The organism is Rathayibacter sp. AY2B7 (genome assembly GCF_002931635.1).
GTDB lineage: Bacteria > Actinomycetota > Actinomycetes > Actinomycetales > Microbacteriaceae > Rathayibacter.
This window is the reverse complement of record NZ_PSUC01000019.1, coordinates 19,906-39,590: the sequence shown is the minus strand read 5'-3', so window position 1 is coordinate 39,590 and position 19,685 is coordinate 19,906. Positions and strand designations below refer to the sequence as shown.

Below are 19,685 nucleotides of genomic sequence, written 5' to 3'. Positions count from 1 at the left end.
TCTTCGCTCCCGCCGCCCTCGAGCGCGGTGCCGCGCTCCTCATCGTGGAGCGCCCCCTCGACCTCGACGTGCCGCAGGTCCTCGTCGACGACTCCGTCGGTGTGCTCGCCGCGCTTGGCGACGAAGATCCCGCCGGGCGCGATCTCGCGGGAGTCGGTCTCGGTCGCTCCGTCGATCACGGTGGCGGCCGTGGCGGACGAGCCGGCCAGGTGGAGGCGTCCGGAGACGGCCTCGGCGATCTCGGTGAGGGTGAGGGCGATCATCTACAGCCAGCCCGCCTCGCGCAGCGCGTGACGGACGTCGTCTCTGGCCGAATACGGCATGTGCACTCCTGCGATCTCCTGGTGGTCCTCGTGGCCGGGCCCGGCGTAGAGGATCGAGTCCCCTTCGCGCGCGAGGGCGACGGCGGCGCGCACGGCGGCGCGCGGGTCGGCGATCTCGTGGATCTCCCGGTCGGGCACGGCGGCCCGGGCGCCCTGGAGGAGCGCGGCGCGGATGGCGGCCGGATCCTCCCAGCGCGGGTGGAAGTCGGTGACGACCACGACGTCGGCGAGGCGGGCGGCGATGGCGCCCATGTCGCTCCGCTTGGTCGTGTCGCGATCCCCGTCCGCCCCGAACACCATGAGCAGGCGGCCGGGCGTGATGGTCCGCAGCGCCTCGAGCGCGTTCTGGAACGCGTCGGGGGTGTGGCCGTAGTCGACGTAGACGCGCGGTCCGCGCTCCCCCGAGACGAGCTCGGCGCGGCCCGGGATGTAGACGTCGAGACGGCTGTCCTCGAGCGCGTGCGCGACGGCGTCCAGGTCGAAGCCCGACTCCACCAGCATCACGATCGCCAGCGCGGCGTTGGAGGCCATGTACCAGCCGATCAGCGAGACGGTGACGACGACGGAGCGGTTCTCGGGCCCCTCCAGGCGGAAGGTGGTGCTGTCGGGCGTCGCGTCCAGCACCGTCATCGACCAGTCGGCGGGCGTCGTCGGGGCGACTCCGACGACCGGCGAGCCGGCGAGCGTCGCGACGGGGATGCGGCTGCGCTCGGCGAGCTCGCGCCCCCAGGCGCCGTCGACCGTGACGACGCCGCGGCGTGCGCGCTCCGGCTCGAAGAGGTCGGCCTTGGCCTCGAAGTACTCGCGCAGATCGGAGTAGTCGTCGAGGTGGTCGTGGCTGAGGTTCGTGAAGCCGACGACGTCGAAGACGAGGCCGTCGATCCGGTGCCGCGTGAGCGCCTGCGCCGAGACCTCGATCGAGACCGCACGGACGGCGGACTCCCGCATCCGCGCGAGCAGGCCGTGCAGCTCGCTCGCCTCGGGAGTGGTCAGCGAGCTGACCACGGCGACGTCGCCGATCCGGCGCTCGGCGGTGGAGCTGAGGCCGGAGACGACTCCGAGCCGGCGCAGCAGCGCGTCGAGGATGTAGACGACGCTCGTCTTGCCGTTGGTCCCCGTCACGCCGAAGAGCGTCGGGACGTCCTCGCGGGTCCGGTGGATCCACGCGGCGACGTCGCCGAGGGCGGCCCGCGGGTCGGGGGTCACCAGCACGGGCAGGCCGCTGTCGGCGGCGAGCTCCGCTCCGGCCGGGTCGGTCAGCACGGCGACGGCTCCGGACGCCGCGGCGGCCGACGCGAAGGCCGCGCCATGGGCACGGCGTCCTGCGACACCGACGTAGAGGTCTCCGGACTCGACCTGGTTCGAGTCCAGCGTGACTCCGCTCACCTCGACGCCCTCGAGGCCGCGGACCGGGCCGAGGGAGAACTCGGCCACGAGCTGCGAGAGGCTCCGCGGCACGGGGTGCTCGGGGCGGAGGGAGGACTGCGGGCGAGGGTCGTGCACTGCCCGCTCTTTCTCTCGTTCTGGTGCGTGGATCGTGGTCCCGGCGGGGCTCACCACGTCGTCGGGTACTCGACGGGCGGCACCGTGGACGGCTCCACCCGGTTGGTCTTGAGCACCTGGGTCATGACCTGCTGGAAGACGGGAGCCGTCGCCTGGGACGTGTTCATCTTAACCGGATCGGCGATGGTGACCGTCACGACGTACTCCGGGTCCTCCGCCGGCGCGAGCCCGGCGAGCGAGACGGTGTAGCTCTTCGAGTAGCCGCCCTTCCCGTCGGGCTGCTGCGCGGTACCGGTCTTGGTGGCGATGTTGTAGCCGTCGACATGGATGTCGTTCGCCAGCCAGCCCTCGTTGTAGTGGGTCTGCAGCATGTCGACGACCTGCTTCGCGGCCGAGCTCGACACCACCTGGGTGCCCGTCGCATCGGGGACGTCCACGACGGAGCCGTCGGCCGTGGTGCAGCCGTCGATCAGCTGCGACGGGAGCCGCACCCCGCCGTTGCCGAGCGTCTGGTAGATGCTCGCGACCTGCACCGCGGTTGCCGAGACGCCCTGGCCGAACATCGTCGTGTAGTTCGTCTGGTTGTCCCAGTCCTGGTAGTCGGCGAGCAGGCCGCCCTCCTCGCCGGGGAAGCCGCTCGTGGTGGGCGTGCCGAGACCGAACTTCTGCAGGTAGTCGTATCGGGTCTGGGCCGACAGGCGGGAGCCGAGCATCGAGATGCCGACGTTCGACGAGTCCTTGAGGATCCCGGTCAGCGTGTAGTTCGTCGGGGTGTGCGCGAAGTCGTCGCTGAACGAGGCGCCGTCCTTCTCGAAGGAGTCCGGGACGACGACCTGGGTCGTCGGGCCCGCCTGGCCCTGGTCGATCAGCATCGCGGCCGTCATCGGCTTGAAGGTCGAGCCCGGCTCGAACGGCGCGCGGAAGGCGCGCGAGCTGCGGTCGGCGGAGGCGCTCGCCTCGACGTTGTTGGGGTCGACGGTCGGCGTCTCGGCCACGGCGAGCAGCTTGCCGGTCTTGACCTCCTGCACCACGACGATCCCGTAGCTGCCGCCGACCTCGGCGACGCGCTGCGAGAGGACCTGCTGGGAGTAGTACTGGAGGTCGGAGTCGATGGTGAGCTTCAGCGTCCCGCCGTCGACGGCCGGGGTCTCCGAGACGGTGCTGCCCGGGATCCGGACGTAGTCGGCGCTGCGCTCGTAGCTCTCGGACCCGTTCTGCCCCGCGAGGCAGGTGTTCTCCGCGTACTCCATGCCCTCCTGGGCCGCTCCGTCCGCCCCGACGTAGCCGACGAGGTTGCCGGCCACCGCGCCGTTGGGGTAGCTGCGGCCCTGCTGGGTCTCGAAGTAGGTCCACGGGATGTCGAGCGCGACGAGCTTCTGGTAGGCCTCGAGGTCGAGCCCCTCCGAGAGGATCAGGTAGTTGGCCTTCGCGTCCTTCGCGAGCGCGGCGTCCACCGCTCCGGTGATCTGCTCGACCGACTGCCCGGTGATCGCGCCGATCTCGGAGGCGGCCTGCTGCACGCTGACCATGGCCTTCTGGTCCTCGCCCAGCTCGCGCGGGAACTCGGCCACGTTCTTCGGCGAGGTCGTCAGCCGGTAGCGCGTGGTGGTGTCCGCGAGCACCGTCCCGGAGCGGTCCACGATGGGGCCGCGCTGGCCGTAGGTGACGACGCTGTTCGACTGGTTCTGGGCGGCCGCATCGGTGAGCTCGTTCGCCCGCACGATCTGGATGTCCACCAGCTTGCCGATGAAGAGTCCGACGACGGCGACGATGATGACGAACGTGACGGCCGTGCGGCGTCTGCTCGAGCGGTGGTGTCTCACTGCGGCGGTGTCCTTCTTGCTCCGGGCGGGCGGGCCGCCGTTCGTCGGGTCCGGATGGTCGTCGTGCGCCCCGCGGGGCGGGTGCCCCGCACGGAGGCGGACCGCGACGCCGTGCGTCAGTGCGTGATGGGCGCGGGCAGCTCGCCCTGCAACGGTACGGCCGCGCCGTCGGCAGCCGGGGAGGACGCGCTCGCGCCGGGCTGGAGAGCCGGGACGAGGGCGTTGGGCACGAGCGGCGCGGAGGCGGTGCCCGCGACTTCGCTCGACGCGGCGGAGGAGGGGTCGCCCAGCACGGCGCCGTCCGAGAGGCGGAGGTAGACCGGCGCGGTGTTGGCGACCATGCCCAGGCCCTGTGCGGCGGTGGCGAGGTTCTGCGGCGAGCTCAGCGTGTCGACGGCGTCCTGCTTCTCCGCGTTGCTGCGGGTGAGCGATTTCTGCTCCGTCTGCAGCGCCGAGATCTGGTAGGCCCCCTGCGAGAGGCCGACGCTCACCAGGAGCTGGACGACGATGATCGCGAAGAGGCCGGCGACGGCGACGATCCCGTAGACGAGCTTCGGGCGCGACTGCGCCTGACCGGCCGGGGCGGCCTCGATGCGGGGGCGGGGCGCCTCCTCCTCGGGGCGTGCTCGGCGGGCGGTGTCGATGACGGCGGGGTCGATGACGGCGGTGGCGCTCATGCGGTGCTCCTGATCCTCTCGGCCGCGCGCAGACGCACGGGTGTCGCTCGGGGGTTGCGGGCCTTCTCGTCGTCGGAGGCGAGCTCGGCTCCGCGGATGACGAGTCGGAACTCGGGTCGGTGCTCCGGCAGCTCCATCGGGAGGCCGGCCGGGGCGGTGGAGGAGGACGCGGCCTGGAGCGCGCGCTTGACGATCCGGTCCTCGAGCGACTGGTACGCCTCGACGACGATCCGCCCGCCCTCGTTGATCCGGCCCAGGGCGGCGGGGATCGCCCGCTCGAGGACGGACAGCTCCTGGTTGACCTCGATCCGCAGCGCCTGGAAGACGCGCTTGGCGGGGTGGCCGTTCCGCTGGATCGCGACCGGGGTCGCCGCCTGGATGATCTCGACGAGACGGCCGGAGCGCTCCAGCGGAGCCTCGCGACGGGCCTCCACGATCTTCTTGGCGTAGCGCGCGGCGAGGCGCTCCTCGCCGTACTCGTGGAAGATGCGGCGCAGGGCGGTCTCGTCGTAGTCGGCGATGATGCTCGCCGCCGTGAGCGGGGCGGTCGAGTCCATCCGCATGTCGAGCGGCGCGTCCTTGGAGTAGGAGAACCCGCGCTCGGTCTCGTCGAGCTGGAGCGAGGAGACGCCGAGGTCGAAGAGCGCACCGTCGATCGTGTCGATGCCCAGCTCGTCGAGCACGTCGGGCAGCTCGTCGTAGACGGCGTGCACGAGGTCGATCCTGGAGGCGTGGGCGGAGAGCCGCTCCCCCGCGAGCTGCAGCGCCTCGGGGTCGCGGTCCAGGCCCACGAGGTGCAGGCCGGGGAAGCGCTCGAGCAGCGCGAGCGAGTGCCCGCCCATGCCGAGCGTCGCGTCGACGACGACCGCCCCGTCGCGCTCCAGCGCCGGAGCCAGGAGCTCGACGCAGCGCTCGAGCAGCACCGGGAGGTGCCGCTCCTCGGTCGGGCGCGGAGCGCCCTTCGGAGTGTTCTCTGCCATGGCGGTCCCGCCGTTCCCGTTCCTGTCGTCCGATCCCCATCCACCTCGCGTCCGGACACCGGGGAAGGTGCGTCCGGGCGCCGAGTGGCTGGGAGTCGCGCGACAGGACCTAGAACAGGCCGGGGATCACCTCCTCCTGGGTGTCGGAGAACACGGACTCCTGCTCCTGCAGGTAGGTCTCCCAGGCGCCCTGCGCCCAGATCTCGGCGCGGTTGCCCGCTCCGATGACGGTGAGGTCGCGGTCGAGGCCCGCGTACGCACGCAGCGGAGCCGGGAGGGTCACGCGGTTCTGCTTGTCCGGCGTCTCGGCGCTCGCGCCCGAGAGGAACACCCGGAGGAAGTCCCGCGCCTGCTTGCTGGTCACCGGCGCCTGCCGGATCTTCTCGTGCATCACCTCGAACTCGGCCTGGCTGAACACGTACAGGCACCGCTCCTGGCCGCGCGTGACGACGACTCCGGAGGAGAGCTCGTCGCGGAACTTGGCGGGGAGGATCACGCGGCCCTTCTCGTCGAGCTTGGGGGAATAGGTGCCGAGAAACACGGACTGCCCCCCACTTCTTCCGGCCAAGGATGGTGTGTCCTCCACAGTACTCCACTTCCCCCCACTCACAACCCCGGCGCGGCGCGGGGCGCGCCGGAGAGGCCCCGGTCATCCGCGTGTTTCCGCGGAATCGCGACAGTGGGGCGAAGTGGAGGGGGAATGCCGCGGGAGGGAGGCCGCGGGCACGAAAAAAGGGCCGATCCGTGAGGATCGACCCTGTGGTGGAGCGGAGGGGAGGTTAGCCGCGCCCGTCTCCGCGGTTGTCCCACCTGTCGTTCAGACGGTCCATGAAGCCGGACCCCTGGCGGTTGCCCGAGCGGGGCTTCGACGGACGGCCGACGTCGGGCAGACCGGGCTCGGAGGAGCCGCCGGCGGCCGGGCGCATGGCCACGATCACGCCGCCGAGCATGAAGGCGAACCCGAGGATGCCGACGAGGGGCTGGCGCACGACCACGCCCGCGACGAGCACGGCGAGACCGAGGATGCCGAGCAGGATGCCGAGCACGAGGGCCCGGTAGTTGGTGCCGCCGCGCCCCTTGCCGACCGCCGCCACGAAATCGGCGTCGTTCTGGTAGAGGTTCCGCTCCATCTCATCGAGGAGCCGTTGCTCGTGTTCCGAAAGCGGCATCGTGACCCCTTCAGGGTGCGGCGTCGACCCTTTCGGGGATCGGCACCGGAATAGGCGGCGTCTGGGCTCGACCGGTCGGGCGGCGCTTCAGTGTAGACCGAGCCCGACGCAGGCACCAGGCACCTTCGGTGCATAGGCTGGTCGGGTGAACCACAGCTCTCGACTGGTCGATCGCGTCCAGCTCCGAATCGATGAATTCCTCACCGGGCGCACGCCAATTCTGCGCTCCATAGGAGAGGACGTCTCCGCCCTCGGCGACCTTTCGCGGGACTTTCTCAGCGGGGGCAAGCGGTTCCGTGCGCGCTTCTGCGAGGCGGGCTGGAACGCCGTGTCGAGCACCTCGAGCGAGGCCCATCCGAGCGGCTCAGATCCGATCGCGAGGGTGGGCGCCGGCCTGGAGCTGTTCCACGCCGCCGCCCTCGTCCACGACGACGTGATCGACAACTCCGACACCCGCCGCGGCGCTCCCGCGGCGCACCGGCGCTTCTCCTCCTTCCACGCCGACGGCGGCTGGACCGGCGACCGCGACGAGTTCGGCCGCTCGTCCGCGATCCTCCTCGGCGACCTCCTCCTGGTCTGGTCGGACGAGATCTTCGCCGCGGCGGAGTGGTCGCTCGGGGATCGAGTCGCGGCCGAGCGCGCGCGCGCCGAGTTCAACCTGATGCGCACCGAGGTCACGCTGGGCCAGTACCTCGACATCCTCGAGGAGAGCGCGTGGGTGCAGCACCCCGAGCACGAGCACCTGCAGCGGGCGGAGCGGGTGGTGGTCTACAAGAGCGCGAAGTACAGCATCGAGGCGCCGCTGGTGATCGGCGGCTCCCTCGCCGGCGGCGACGACGCTCAGCTGGACGCCCTGCGCCGCTTCGGGCTCCCGGTCGGGATCGCCTTCCAGCTGCGCGACGACGTCCTCGGAGTCTTCGGCGACCCGGCAGTGACGGGAAAGCCGGCCGGCGACGATCTGAGGGAGGGCAAGCGCACCGTGCTGCTCGGCCTCGCCCGCGGCGCGTGCTCGCCGGGCGAGCGGGCCGAGCTCGACGCGGTCGTGGGCCGGAACGACGCCGACGCGGCGTCCATCGCGCGGGCGCAGGAGATCATCGCGGGCAGCGGCGCCCTCGAGCGGCTCGAGGAGCGCATCGACCAGGAGGTGGCCGCGGCGATCGCGGTCCTCCCCGACGCGCCGCTCCGCACGGAGGGCGTGGCGGAGCTGCGCGAGCTGGCCGCCCAGGTCACGGTCCGCACCTCCTAGGAGCGGACCGGCGGGATCAGGCCAGGGCCTGGGCGACCCGCCGGACCTCGGCCTTGCGGCCGGCGCGGAGGGCGACGATCGGGCTCGTGCCCAGGCTCTCCTCGACCGTCAGCATCCAGTCGACCGCCTCGTCGTCGGTGAAGCCGGAGTCGGCGAGCAGGATCGCCGTGCCGCGGATCTCGCTCATCGGCTCCCCGTCGCGGAGGAAGAGGGCGGGGACCTTCAGCACGCCGTCGCGGCGGGTGCCGAGCAGGTGGCGCTCCTCGAGGAGGCGGCGGACCCGGCCGGCGCCGAGCCCGGTCAGCTCCACGAGGTCGGGGACGGTCAGCCACTCGAGCTCGGAATCGGTCGAGGTGGCGGGGGAAGCGGACGAGTCGGTCACGCGTCAAGACTGCCACGAGCCCGGAGGGCCGCCAACTGCGGGCGCCCCGGAGAAGGAGTCGGGCCCGTCCTGCGCCGCCCGGGCGTCGCTCACCGGTTCCCCCGGGGGTCTTGCCTAGACTCGTCGCGTGACCACCAGCCAGCTCGACCCTCTCCTCGGCCGTCTCGTCGACGGCCGGTACGAGGTGCGCTCGAGGATCGCCCGCGGCGGCATGGCGACGGTCTACCTCGCGCACGATCAGCGCCTCGAGCGCCGCGTGGCGATGAAGGTCATGCACGGCCACCTCTCCGACGACGCGACGTTCAAGAACCGCTTCGTCCAGGAGGCGCGCTCCGCCGCCCGTCTCGCCCACCCGAACGTGGTCAGCGTCTTCGACCAGGGCCAGGACTCGGACATGGCCTACCTGGTGATGGAGTACCTCCCCGGGATCACCCTGCGCGACCTGCTCAAGGAGCGCGGCCGGCTGACCGCCCAGCAGGTCGTCGACATCATGCACTCCGTGCTCTCGGGTCTCGCCGCCGCGCACCGCGCCGGGATCCTCCACCGCGACCTCAAGCCCGAGAACGTGCTCCTCGCCGACGACGGCCGGATCAAGATCGGCGACTTCGGCCTCGCGCGCGCCGCCTCCGCCAACACCGCCTCCGGCCAGGCCCTCCTCGGCACGATCGCCTACCTCTCCCCCGAGCTGGTCACGCGGGGCACCGCCGACACCCGCAGCGACATCTACGCCATCGGGATCATGATCTACGAGATGCTCACCGGAGAGCAGCCCTTCACGGGCGAGCAGCCGATGCAGATCGCGTACCAGCACGCGAACGACTCCGTCCCGTACCCCAGCGCGACGGTCGCCTCCGTCCCCACCTCGCTCGACGAGCTCGTCCTCTGGGCGACCGAGCGCGACCCGGACATGCGGCCCCGCGACGCCGGTGTCATGCTCGCGCAGCTGCTCGAGGCCGAGCGGCTCATGGGCATCACACCGAGCGACCGCCGCGGCGACACGCAGGCGGTCACCCCGCTCCCGGCGCCCGTCGCCGATCCGGCGCCCGCGACGGCCGTCTTCGATACGGCGGAGCCCGGGCAGACCTCGGTCTTCGACCCGGCGCCGGCCCCCGGAGCGGTGCTCGTGGTCGACGAGGACGACGACACCGTCGCCCGGCTCGCGAGCAGGCGCCGCGTCCGACGGCGCCGCGGCGTCCTGCTCACGGTGGTCGTCCTCCTCCTGGCGCTCATCGGCGGCGGGACGGCCTGGTGGTTCGGCGAGGGACCCGGCGCGATCGTGTCGATCCCGGACGTCGTCAGCCAGTCGCAGCAGGACGCGACGGCGCAGCTGCAGGCGCAGGGCTTCGAGGTGCAGCCGCAGGAGACGCCCGACCTCACCGTGCCCGCGGGGACGGTGGTGAGCTCCGATCCGCCCGGCGGGCAGGGGGTGCACAAGGGCTCCGTCATCACACTGACCGTCTCGAGCGGGCCGCGCCAGCTGCCGGTCCCGTCGCTCGCCGGCCTCTCGGAGGCCGACGCTGCCGCCGCGGTGACGGGCGGCTCCTTCACCGTCGGCGACGTCTCGAAGATCTTCGACGCCGACGTCGACGCGGGTGTGGTCGTCTCCGCCTCGCTGCCGGACGGATCGGCGCTGCCCGAGACGATGTCCGAGACCAGCACCATCGCGATGGTGGTGAGCCTCGGACCGATCCCGAACGTCGTCGGCCTCTCGATCGACGACGCGACGGCGAAGGCGGAGGCGGCCGGTCTCGCCCTCGACCGCAGCGGCGAGGACTGGAGCGACACCGTGGCCGCGGGCGTCGTCCTCACGCAGGCGAACCCGGAGGCGCCCGCCGTGACCGGCGACACCGTCTCGGTCGTCGTGTCGAAGGGGCCCGAGCCCGTCGCCGTGCCGAACGTCGTGGGGATGAACCGCGACGAGGCGAAGGCGGCCCTCGAGGCGGCGGACCTGTCGTGGAGCTACTCCCTGACGACGCTCGGCCCGCTGATCGACGCGGCGCCGAACGAGCTGACCAAGGTCACGAACCAGTCCAACAAGGCCGGCGATCTCGTGCAGCGCGGCACGACGATCCAGCTGTCCATCACCATCACGACCTGACGCCGCCGGTCGAGCCCCTCGACGGGGACTCGACCGGCGGTCGGGGCCGGATCAGATCGCGCGGCCCCGGAGCTCCTCCGCCACGAGGAACGCGAGCTCGAGCGACTGCATGTGGTTGAGGCGCGGGTCGCAGACCGACTCGTACCGGGTGGCGAGCGTCGCCTCGTCGATGTGCTCCGAGCCGCCGAGGCACTCGGTGACGTCGTCGCCCGTGAGCTCGACGTGGATGCCGCCGGGGTGCGTCCCCGCGGCGCGGTGCGCCTCGAAGAAGCCCTTGACCTCGTCGACCACGTCGTCGAAGCGACGGGTCTTGTAGCCGGTCGGCGTCGTCAGCCCGTTGCCGTGCATCGGATCGGTCACCCACAGCGGCAGGGCGTCGCTCCGCTTGACGGCCTCGAGCAGCGGCGGGAGGGCGTCGCGGATCCTCCCGGCACCCATGCGGGTGATGAAGGTGAGGCGACCGGGCTCCCGCTCGGGGTCGAGCTTGTCGATCAGCTCGAGCATCGTCTCGGGCGTGGTCGACGGGCCGAGCTTCACGCCGATCGGGTTGCGCACCCGCGACAGGAAGTCGACGTGCGCGCCGTCGAGCTCGCGGGTGCGCTCGCCGATCCAGATGAAGTGGCTGGAGGTGTTGTACGGCGTGCCGGTCCGCGAGTCGATGCGCGTCATGGGGCGCTCGTAGTCCATCAGCAGGCCCTCGTGGCCGGTGTAGAACTCGGTGCGCTTCATGCCCTCGAAGTCGGCCCCGCACGCCACCATGAACTTGACCGCGCGGTCGATCTCGCGGGCCAGCTGCTCGTAGCGCTGGTTCTGCGGGTTCTCGGTGAAGCCCTTGTTCCAGTAGTGGACGAGCCGCAGGTCGGCGAATCCGCCCTGCGTGAAGGCGCGGATGAGGTTCAGCGTCGAGGCGGCGGTGTGGTAGCCCTGCACGATGCGGCGCGGGTCCGCGGCGCGCGACTCCGGGGTGAAGTCGTAGCCGTTGACGATGTCGCCGCGGTAGGCGGGCAGGGTCACGTCGCCGCGGGTCTCGAGGTCGCTCGAGCGCGGCTTCGCGAACTGGCCGGCCATCCTGCCCATCTTGATGACGGGCATGCTCGCGCCGTAGGTCAGGACGACGGCCATCTGCAGCACGGTCTTGACGCGGTTGCGGATCTGCTCCGCGGTCGCTCCGGCGAAGGTCTCGGCGCAGTCGCCGCCCTGCAGGAGGAACGCCTCGCCGCGGGCCGCGGCTCCGAGACGCTCGCGCAGCTGGTCCACCTCGCCGGCGAACACCAGCGGAGGGAGCGCGGCCACCTCGGCGGACGCCGCTCGCACGGCCTCCGCATCGGGCCACTGCGGCTGCTGCTTGATCTCGAGCTCGCGCCAATAGTCCAGGCCGGCGACCACGGAGGGGGCGGCGAGGACGTACGGTTCGTTCGGATCGATGACCACGAGGGTGTTCCCGGTTCTGACGGGCGCCAGCGGCGCGCGGAGGGCCACCGTCCGGACGGACGGCAGCGGTTGACGAGCTTATCGCCTGGCAGGGCGCTCGGCCGGGAGGGGGCCCCGTCGTCGAGCAGGCGCTCAGCGGGTGAGGGCCGCGCGCTTCTCCTTGACCGAGGTCGCGTAGACGTCGAGGTACTCCTGGCCGCTCAGGGCGAGGAGCTCGTACATGATCTCGTCGGTGATCGAGCGGAGGATGAACCGGTCGCCCTCCATGCCCTCGAAGCGGCTGAAGTCGAGCGGCTCCCCGAAGACGATGCCGATGCGGCCCAGCTTCGGCAGGCGCTTGCCGATGGGCATGATGCGCGCGGTGTCGATCATGGCGACCGGGATGACGGGCACGCGGGCCTCGAGGACCATGCGCGCGACACCGGTGCGGCCGCGGTACATGCGGCCGTCGGGGCTGCGCGTGCCCTCGGGATAGATGCCCAGGGCGTGGCCGCCCGCGAGGACGCGGAGGCCCGTGTTGAGCGAGGCCTCCGACGCCTTGCCACCGGAGCGGTCGATGGGCAGCATCCCCGTGGCGGTGAAGAACGTCCGCGTCGCCCAGCCCTTGAGGCCCTTGCCGGTGAAGTAGTCGCTCTTGGCGAGGAAGACCATGTTCCGCTCGATCACCAGCGGGAGGATCACGGAGTCGATGAAGGAGAGGTGGTTGCTCGCGAGGATCACGCCGCCGTTCTGCGGCACCTTGTCGGCACCGACCACCCACGGCCGGAAGATCGTCTTCAGGAGCGGGCCCGCGACGATGTGCTTCATGAACCAGTAGAACATCGGGCTCCTCGGCGGTGCGGCGGATCGGGTGCGGCGGGTGCCGCTAGAGGGAGCTCGCGTGCAGGCGCGCCAGGTCGGCGGCCCCCACGACTCCGGCGTCGTTGACGAGCTCCGCGATGCGGAACTCGGGCTCGGGGTGGTAGCCCCGGGCGGGGAGGTTGTCGAGGTAGGCCTGGCGGATGGGGTCCAGCAGGAGATCGCCCGCCTGCGCAACTCCGCCGCCGATGACGAACATCTGCGGGTCGAGGACGGCGCTCAGGCTGGCCGCCGCCTCGCCCAGCCAGTGGCCGAGTTGCCGCAGCGCCGCGAGGGCGCCGAGGTCGCCGGCGGTGATCAGCTCGGAGATGAGATGGCCGTTCAGCTCGCCGCCGTTGCGGGCGCGGGCGTCGGCGATGCCCTGGCCGATCCCGCCCGCGTCGGCCAGCTCGCCGGCGAAGCGCTGGAGCGCGCGGCCCGAGCCGTACTGCTCGATGCAGCCGCGGGCGCCGCAGCCGCAGGGCAGGCCTCCGGGGACGACGCGCATGTGCCCGATCTCGGCCGCGGCGCCGAAGCCGCCGCGCAGGAGCCGGTCGTTGATGACGATCGCGCCACCCACTCCGGTGCCGATGGTGAGCATCAGCATGTCGCTGACGAGGCGGCCCGAGCCGTAGCGGAACTCGGCCCAGCCGGCGGCGTTCGCATCGTTCTCGATGATTATCGGCAGGTCGATGCGGGCCGAGAGCTTCTCGCGGAAGGGCTCGTTGCGCCAGTTGATGTTCGGGGCGTAGTAGACGATCGACTGCGAGGCGTCGATGAAGCCGGCGGCGGCGACTCCGACCGCGGAGACGTCTCCCGGGAGCAGGCCGGAGCGCAGATGCTCGACCATCTCGACCACGACGTCGACGATCAGCTCGGGGTGCCCGGCAGGAGTGGGCCGACGGTCCTCGCGGAGGATCCCCCCGAACTCGTCGACCAGGGCTCCGGCGATCTTCGTGCCGCCGATGTCGATCCCGATCGCGTGCACGCGAACCGCCTTCCCGTCGCCACCGGCGCGGCAGCGTCGGCGGGCCGCCCTGAGCGGCGGCCAGGACGAGTGTAGTGACCGCGAGCGCTCCGATGCGGCTCAGCGGCGAGACCCGGCGACGCGTGTCGGCCCTCCTCGCGGAGCCACCCCTGGATCGTTACCCTGAACGGATCCACAGCTTGCGCCGCGCCGGTAGGGTGGAGACGACGTTCATTCAGGTACCGAAGGAGTTGCCGTGGACCAGTTCGATTCCCCCCTGGTGGTTCCGGCCGATCCCCAGGCCAACACGACCGCCCTCCTGCTGGACCGCGTCCGCGAGACGCCCGATCGCCCGCTCTTCGCGCTGCCCGACGGCGACGGCTGGCGCGATGTGACGGCGCAGGAGTTCCTCGACCAGGTCACGGCTCTCGCGAAGGGCTTCGTCGCCGCCGGCCTCGAGCCGGGCGAGAAGGTCGGGCTGATCTGCAAGACGCGCTACGAGTGGACGCTGATCGACTTCGCCGTCTGGTTCGCCGGCGGGGTCCTCGTCCCGGTGTACGAGACGTCCTCCCCCGCGCAGGTGCAGTGGAACCTCGCCGACTCCGGCGCGCACGCCGTGATCGTCGAGACCCCCGAGCACTTCGCCCGCTTCGACGAGATCCGCGCCGACCTTCCCGAGGTCCGCCTCGCCTGGCAGATCGGGCTGGGCGATCTGGACAAGCTCGTCGCGCGCGGCGTCGACGTGCCGGACGCCGAGATCGAGCGCCGCCGCTCGTTGGCGACCGGCACCGACATCGCGACGATCATCTACACCTCCGGCTCCACCGGCCGCCCCAAGGGCTGCATCATCCGGCACTCGAACTTCGTCGAGCTCAGCCGCAACTCGGCGGTCGCCCTGACGGAGCTGATCCACCAGCCCGGCGCGTCGACGCTGCTGTTCATCACCACGGCGCACGTGTTCGCCCGCTTCATCGCGATCCTCTGCGTGCACGGCGGGGTGAAGGTGGGGCACCAGGCCGACACCAGGCAGCTGCTCCCCTCGCTCGCGTCCTTCAAGCCGACGTTCCTCCTGGCCGTGCCGCGCGTGTTCGAGAAGGTCTACAACTCCGCCGAGCAGAAGGCCGAGGCCGGGGGGAAGGGGAAGATCTTCCGCCGCGCGGCCGACGTCGCCGTCGCCCACTCGATGGCGCTCGAGGCGGGCTCGGTGCCGCTCGCGCTGAAGCTGCAGTTCCTCCTCTTCGACCGGCTCGTGTACTCGAAGCTGCGCACCGCCATGGGCGGGAACGTCCGCTTCGCGGTGTCCGGCTCGGCGCCGCTGGGAGACCGGCTCGGGCACTTCTTCCACAGCCTCGGCATCAAGATCCTCGAGGGCTACGGCCTCACGGAGACGACGGCGCCCGCCACGGTCAACCGCACCGAGCGGTTCAAGATCGGCTCGGTGGGCCCGGCGATGCCCGGGGTCTCGATCCGGATCGCGGGCGACGGCGAGATCCAGGTGCGCGGCATCGACGTCTTCGGCGGCTACTGGAACAACGGGGCGGCGACGGCCGAGTCCTTCGACGGCGAGTGGTTCCGCACGGGCGACCTCGGAACCCTGGACGAGGACGGGTACCTGCGCGTCACCGGGCGGAAGAAGGAGATCATCGTCACCGCCGGCGGCAAGAACGTCGCTCCGGCGGCGCTGGAGGATCCGATCCGCGCGAACCCGCTGGTAGGCCAGGTCGTCGTCGTCGGCGATCAGCGCCCGTTCATCGCTGCTCTGGTCACGCTCGACTCCGAGATGCTGCCGACGTGGCTCGCCAACAACGGGCAGGACAAGGGCCTCTCGCTCGAGGACGCGGCCGTGAACCCGGTCGTTCTGGCCGAGGTGCAGCGGGCCGTCGATGCGGCGAACGAGCGCGTGTCCCGCGCCGAGTCGATCCGGAAGTTCGTGATCCTCCCGACCGAGTTCACGGAGGCGAGCGGTCACCTGACTCCGAAGATGAGCATCAAGCGCAACGTCATCCTCGCCGACTTCGCCGACACCATCGCCGCCGTCTACTCGGCCGCCCCCGCCACCGAGGGCATCTCCCTCCGCTGACCCCGCGCTCTCCCCGCGTCACCAGCAGGCCGTCCCGATCGCAGCCGCCTCCGGGACAGCGCGCCCAGCTCTATCCCGTCGGCGGAACGCCCGACGCTCTCCTCGACGCGTCCCTGTCGCGGTGCCGACCGCGCCGAGCCGGGCAGGGACCGGCTCCCCCTCAACACAGCCGTATCCGGGAAAGCGCGTACCAGCGCTTTCCCGTCGGCGGAACGCACGACGCTCCTCAGAACGCCCCCACCTCGAAAAGCCGACCGCGCGGAGCCGGGCAAGGACCGGCTCCCCCTCGACACAGCCGTATCCGGTGAAGCGCGTGCCAGCGCTTCACCGTCGGCGGAACGCACGACGCTCCATGGAACGCGCCCACCTCGAAAAGCCGACCGCGCGGAGCCGGGCAAGGACCGGCTCCCCACCAACACAGCCGTATCCGGTGAAGCGCGTGCCAGCGCTTCACCGTCGGCGGATCGCACGACGCTCCACGGAACGCGCCCATCTTGAGCGGCCGACCGCGCGGAGCCGGGCAAGGACCGGCTCCCCACCAACACAGCCGTATCCGGTGAAGCGCGTACCAGCGCTTCACCGTCGGCGGATCGCACGACGCTCCACGGAACGCCCCCACCTCGCTGAGCCGACCGCGCCGGGCCGGGCAGGGACCGGCCCGGAATCGAACTCAGAACCAGTCGGATTCCCGGACGGCCTTCATGGCGGCGCGCCGGTCGTCCTGGGAGAGGCGGTCGAGGTAGAGGCGTCCGTCGAGGTGGTCGCATTCGTGCTGGAGGGCCTGGGCCATGAGGCCGTCGCCTTCGAGGACGATCTCGTTGCCGTCCAGGTCGGTGCCGCGGACCTTCGCGTGCGGGTAGCGGATCGCGGGGTACCAGAGGTTCGGGACGGAGAGGCAGCCCTCGTCGACCGGTTGCGGGTCTCCGCTGAGCTCGATGATCTCGGGGTTGAGGATGTAGCCGATGACGCCGTCGACGTTGTAGCTGAAAGCGCGGAGGTTGACGCCGATCTGGGGGGCTGCGACGCCGGCGCGTCCGGGCGGTCGGACGCTGTCGATGAGGTCCTCGACGAGGCCGCGGACGCCGGCGTCGACCGTCTCGATGGTCGTGGACGGGGTCTTCAGCACCGGGTCCCCGAAGATGCGGATCTGGCGTTCGGTCATGTGGTGCGCTCCCTCAGGGCCTCCTCCGCGCTCAGGAGGGCGTTCTCGACGACTTCGCTCGCTGCGGGGTGCGGCCAGTACTGGCTGCGGGCGAGTCCGCGGATGCCGGTGCCGGCGCTGGCGGCCTGGACGAGCGGCTGAATGAGGATACTGGCCTGCGGCCCGATGATGTGCGCGCCGAGGAGGGTGCCGTCGAGTCCGACGACCAGGAGGCAGGCGCTGGAGTCGTCCTCGAGCGCCCAGCCGAAGGCGGTGGAGCCGTACTCCTGGGTGACGGTGACGACGTCCAGGCCCTGGTCCCGCGCTTCGGCCGCGGTGAGCCCGAAGTGGGCGATCTGCGGGTGGGCGAAGATCGCGCCGGGCACCGGCGAGAGGGTGTTGGAGAGCAGCTCGCCCGGATGCAGGAGGTTGTGCGCCACGAGGCGCGCCTCGTGGTTGGCGACGTGCTTGAGCTGCCAGCGGGACGACACGTCGCCGAGGGCGAAGAGGCCGGGCACGGGGCGTCCGCCGGAGAGGACGCGCTGCTCGGTGTCGACGCTGATCCGGCCGTCCTCGTGCAGATCGATCCCGACGGAGGCGGCGGCGACCGTGTCGCTGTTGGGGTCGCGGCCGAGGGCGACGAGGAGCAGGTCGGTCTCGACCGTCGTGCCGTCGCTGAGGGCGACGCGGAGCCCGTCAGGTCGGGCGTCGACGCTCTCGGCGCTCACTCCGGTGAGCAACGTGTACCGCTCGGCGGCGATCCCGGTGAACCGGCGCGAGACGTCCTCGTCGAGGGCGCGGAGGAGGCGGTCGCCGCGGACGGCGACGGTCACGGCCGTGCCGAAGGAGGAGAAGACGTGGGCGAACTCGACGGCCACCGCGCCGCCGCCGAGGATCAGCATCCGCTCGGGGAGCTCGTCGAGCCGCATGACCGAGGAGGAGTCCTGGATGCGGGGGTCGGGCGCGTACGCGGCGAGGAGCGGCCTGGGCCGCGAGCCGGCGGCCACGACCACCTGCGGCGCACTGATGCGGGCACCGCTGGCGCTGACGAGGACGTGCGGGCGGTCGCCGTCTCCGAGCGACTCGAAGCCGAAGCTCTCGCGGAGGACGGTCACGTTCGGGGAGCGCTGATCGCGGTACTCGAACCCGCCCTCGCTGATCGCGTCGATCCGGCCGAAGACCCGGTCGCGCACCTCGGCCCACTCGGGGCGGCGGAGGCGGGAGTGGACGCCGATCGGGCCGCCCTGGTCGACGTCGGTGACCACGTCGGCGACATGGACGAACATCTTGGTCGGGATGCAGCCGGCGTTGAGGCAGGTGCCGCCGAACCACTCGCCGTCGTCGAGGATCGCGACCCGGAGGCCGTCGAACTCCGGACCGACGATCGAGTTGCCGGAGCCGGCCCCGATGACGATCAGATCGAAGCCGTCGGTGGACGCGTCGGGTCCGTCGGTGCGGTCCTGGTGCGCGGCGGACGCCGCCCCGGAGGCCCGGGGCTCAGACACGTCGGACCGGCATGCCCTCGACCACGAGCGCGGCGAGCAGGCGCGCGGCGTCCTTCGTGCCCTCGCGCAGCTGCTCCCACTTCACCACGGAGCCGGCGGCGAGCACCGGGTCGTAGGGGATGCGGACGATGTCGCGGACGCGGGAGCGGAAGTGCGACTCGATCTCCTCCAGCTTCACCAGGCTCGTGCCCTGCGTCGCCGTGTTGAGCGCGACGACCGCGTTGCGCACCAGGGCGCCGTAGCCGTTCGCGTCCAGCCAGGTGAGGGTCTCGGAGGCCAGGCGGGCCTCGTCGACGCTGCCGCCCGAGACGATCACCACCGTGTCGGCGCGCTGCAGCGTGGGCCGCATCACCGAGTGCACGATGCCCGTGCCGCAGTCGGTGAGCATGATCGAGTAGAAGCGCTCGACCAGGTCGGCGACCACGTTGTAGTCGTCCTCGTCGAACGCCTCGGAGAGCTGCGGGTCGGTGTCGGAGGCGAGGACGTCGAGGCGGGTCTCGTCGCGGGAGACCATCGTCGAGAACTCGGTGAACCCGGTCACGCCGGCCGCGCGGTTCACGACGTCGCGGACTGTGGCCCGCGTCTGCTTGGGGACGCGCTCGGCCAGGGTGCCGCGGTCGGGGTTCGCGTCGACCGCGATGATGCGGTCCTCGCGCGCATCGGCGAGGGCCATGCCCAGGAGCGTCGTGACCGTCGTCTTGCCGACGCCGCCCTTGCGGGTCATGACCGGGACGAAGCGGGTGCCGCCCTCGAACTGCCGGCCGATCCGCTCGTCCATCGCCTTCCACGCCTTCACCTTCGCGGAGTCGCCGAGGTTGACCGTGTGGAAGGTCAAGCCGTAGAGGAAGCGGTGCCAGCCGCCCGTGGGAGCGGGGCGTGTCTTGCGGTTGACCTCCAGGAGCCTGTCCGGGGTGAGCATCGACGCCGACTCAGGGACGGCGGCGCTCGGCGCGGACGGGGCGGGAGCGGCGCTCGAGGACTCGGCGCGGAGGCGGTCGCGGCGCGTGGGGACGGCGGCGGGCTCCCCCGCGGACTCGGACGCCGCGGGCTTCTCGGCGGACTCCGCTCGGGCGGGGATCCCCGCCGAGACCGGTCCGTTCGTGCCGGACGGGTGAGCGGGAGCCGGTGAGGGGGTCGGAGCAGGACTCGGCTCCGGGGCCACGAGAGCGTGCGAGCGCGAGGGTGGCAGGCCGAGGCGGCCGACGTCGATCGCGTCCTCGTCCTCGACCGGAGCGGGGGCGGTGGAGCGGCGCCGCGGGCCGGGCGGGGTGATCCGCACGCCGTCGGGCAGGAGGGTCGGAGCGGTGTCGCTCGCTCGCGGGGAGTACTGACCCGATTCCCGAGCCGCGTCCATGGCGGTCCGCGGCGTGGGACCGGTGCCGGTGTCGGGCTGTTCGTCGTTGCGCTCATCCATGCGAACGAGCCTCCTTCCGCTCAGGACGAGTGTACCGGCGGGCCCGGATCGCGCCGGGCGGCTTGGTCGGAGCGCGCTCCGACTGCTAGTGCGGCCCGCTTCCGGAGTC

16 protein-coding genes and 1 pseudogene are annotated in these 19,685 nt (G+C 71.7%); 3 read left to right on the top strand and 14 right to left on the bottom strand.

Annotated elements, in window-relative coordinates; translation table 11 throughout:
* The 7 genes and pseudogenes from C5C27_RS05635 to C5C27_RS05605 form a co-directional block, all read right to left on the bottom strand.
* Positions 1-263 (bottom strand): annotated as a pseudogene (locus C5C27_RS05635) (hypothetical protein); the annotation flags it as partial.
* Complete coding sequence (locus C5C27_RS05630) at positions 264-1,826, bottom strand: Mur ligase family protein (RefSeq protein WP_104313846.1); 1,563 nt, start codon at positions 1,824-1,826, stop codon at positions 264-266.
* Positions 1,827-1,876: 50 nt separating this feature from the next.
* The gene (locus tag C5C27_RS05625; RefSeq protein WP_258066516.1) at positions 1,877-3,649 is read right to left on the bottom strand and encodes a penicillin-binding protein 2; all 1,773 of its coding nucleotides are present in this window, start codon (positions 3,647-3,649) and stop codon (positions 1,877-1,879) included.
* A gap of 116 nt (positions 3,650-3,765) precedes the next feature.
* The gene (locus C5C27_RS05620) at positions 3,766-4,326 is read right to left on the bottom strand and encodes a hypothetical protein (protein WP_104313845.1); all 561 of its coding nucleotides are present in this window, start codon (positions 4,324-4,326) and stop codon (positions 3,766-3,768) included.
* The gene (gene rsmH / locus C5C27_RS05615; protein WP_104247146.1) at positions 4,323-5,306 is read right to left on the bottom strand and encodes a 16S rRNA (cytosine(1402)-N(4))-methyltransferase RsmH; all 984 of its coding nucleotides are present in this window, start codon (positions 5,304-5,306) and stop codon (positions 4,323-4,325) included. Before rsmH ends, C5C27_RS05620 begins: the two co-directional genes overlap by 4 nt.
* Before the next feature lie 109 nt (positions 5,307-5,415).
* The gene (gene mraZ / locus C5C27_RS05610) at positions 5,416-5,847 is read right to left on the bottom strand and encodes a division/cell wall cluster transcriptional repressor MraZ (RefSeq protein WP_104222586.1); all 432 of its coding nucleotides are present in this window, start codon (positions 5,845-5,847) and stop codon (positions 5,416-5,418) included.
* A gap of 238 nt (positions 5,848-6,085) precedes the next feature.
* A complete protein-coding gene (locus tag C5C27_RS05605; protein WP_104233350.1) occupies positions 6,086-6,475 on the bottom strand; it encodes a DUF3040 domain-containing protein in 390 nt (129 codons plus the stop codon).
* A gap of 145 nt (positions 6,476-6,620) precedes the next feature.
* Between C5C27_RS05605 and C5C27_RS05600 the strand changes: the two genes are divergently transcribed.
* Positions 6,621-7,721 carry a polyprenyl synthetase family protein gene (locus C5C27_RS05600; RefSeq protein ID WP_104238695.1) on the top strand — a complete coding sequence of 367 codons (1,101 nt, stop codon included), beginning with the start codon at positions 6,621-6,623 and terminating at the stop codon, positions 7,719-7,721.
* A gap of 16 nt (positions 7,722-7,737) precedes the next feature.
* Here C5C27_RS05600 and C5C27_RS05595 read toward each other — a convergent pair whose 3' ends face one another.
* The gene (locus C5C27_RS05595) at positions 7,738-8,103 is read right to left on the bottom strand and encodes an Rv2175c family DNA-binding protein (protein WP_104222583.1); all 366 of its coding nucleotides are present in this window, start codon (positions 8,101-8,103) and stop codon (positions 7,738-7,740) included.
* A 127-nt stretch (positions 8,104-8,230) separates the two neighbouring features.
* Here C5C27_RS05595 and pknB point away from each other — a divergent pair, with 127 nt between their 5' ends.
* The gene (gene pknB / locus C5C27_RS05590; protein WP_104222582.1) at positions 8,231-10,201 is read left to right on the top strand and encodes a Stk1 family PASTA domain-containing Ser/Thr kinase; all 1,971 of its coding nucleotides are present in this window, start codon (positions 8,231-8,233) and stop codon (positions 10,199-10,201) included.
* A gap of 51 nt (positions 10,202-10,252) precedes the next feature.
* On the opposite strand, the gene C5C27_RS05585 is transcribed toward pknB, so the two are convergent.
* From C5C27_RS05585 to C5C27_RS05575, 3 genes are all read right to left on the bottom strand, one after another.
* Positions 10,253-11,587 (bottom strand): class II 3-deoxy-7-phosphoheptulonate synthase, encoded by a 1,335-nt coding sequence (locus C5C27_RS05585; protein ID WP_104222617.1) that lies wholly within the window; start codon positions 11,585-11,587, stop codon positions 10,253-10,255.
* A 177-nt stretch (positions 11,588-11,764) separates the two neighbouring features.
* Positions 11,765-12,454 (bottom strand): 1-acyl-sn-glycerol-3-phosphate acyltransferase, encoded by a 690-nt coding sequence (locus C5C27_RS05580; protein ID WP_104222581.1) that lies wholly within the window; start codon positions 12,452-12,454, stop codon positions 11,765-11,767.
* A gap of 43 nt (positions 12,455-12,497) precedes the next feature.
* A complete protein-coding gene (locus C5C27_RS05575; RefSeq protein ID WP_104222580.1) occupies positions 12,498-13,457 on the bottom strand; it encodes an ROK family glucokinase in 960 nt (319 codons plus the stop codon).
* A 235-nt stretch (positions 13,458-13,692) separates the two neighbouring features.
* On the opposite strand from C5C27_RS05575, the gene C5C27_RS05570 reads away from it, so the two are divergent.
* Positions 13,693-15,516 (top strand): long-chain fatty acid--CoA ligase, encoded by a 1,824-nt coding sequence (locus C5C27_RS05570; protein ID WP_104313844.1) that lies wholly within the window; start codon positions 13,693-13,695, stop codon positions 15,514-15,516.
* Positions 15,517-16,186: 670 nt separating this feature from the next.
* Here the strand turns inward: C5C27_RS05570 and def are convergent.
* From def to C5C27_RS05555, 3 genes are read right to left on the bottom strand one after another with little or no spacing between them, the layout of a single operon-like run.
* Entirely contained in the window at positions 16,187-16,678 is a 492-nt protein-coding gene (gene def, locus C5C27_RS05565; RefSeq protein ID WP_104313843.1) for a peptide deformylase, read from the bottom strand.
* Complete coding sequence (locus C5C27_RS05560; protein ID WP_104313842.1) at positions 16,675-18,162, bottom strand: mycothione reductase; 1,488 nt, start codon at positions 18,160-18,162, stop codon at positions 16,675-16,677. The genes def and C5C27_RS05560 overlap by 4 nt, the downstream gene beginning before the upstream one ends.
* Positions 18,155-19,576, bottom strand: a complete 1,422-nt coding sequence (locus C5C27_RS05555; RefSeq protein WP_258066515.1) for a MinD/ParA family protein — start codon at positions 19,574-19,576, stop codon at positions 18,155-18,157. Before C5C27_RS05555 ends, C5C27_RS05560 begins: the two co-directional genes overlap by 8 nt.
* Positions 19,577-19,685: the final 109 nt, after the last annotated feature.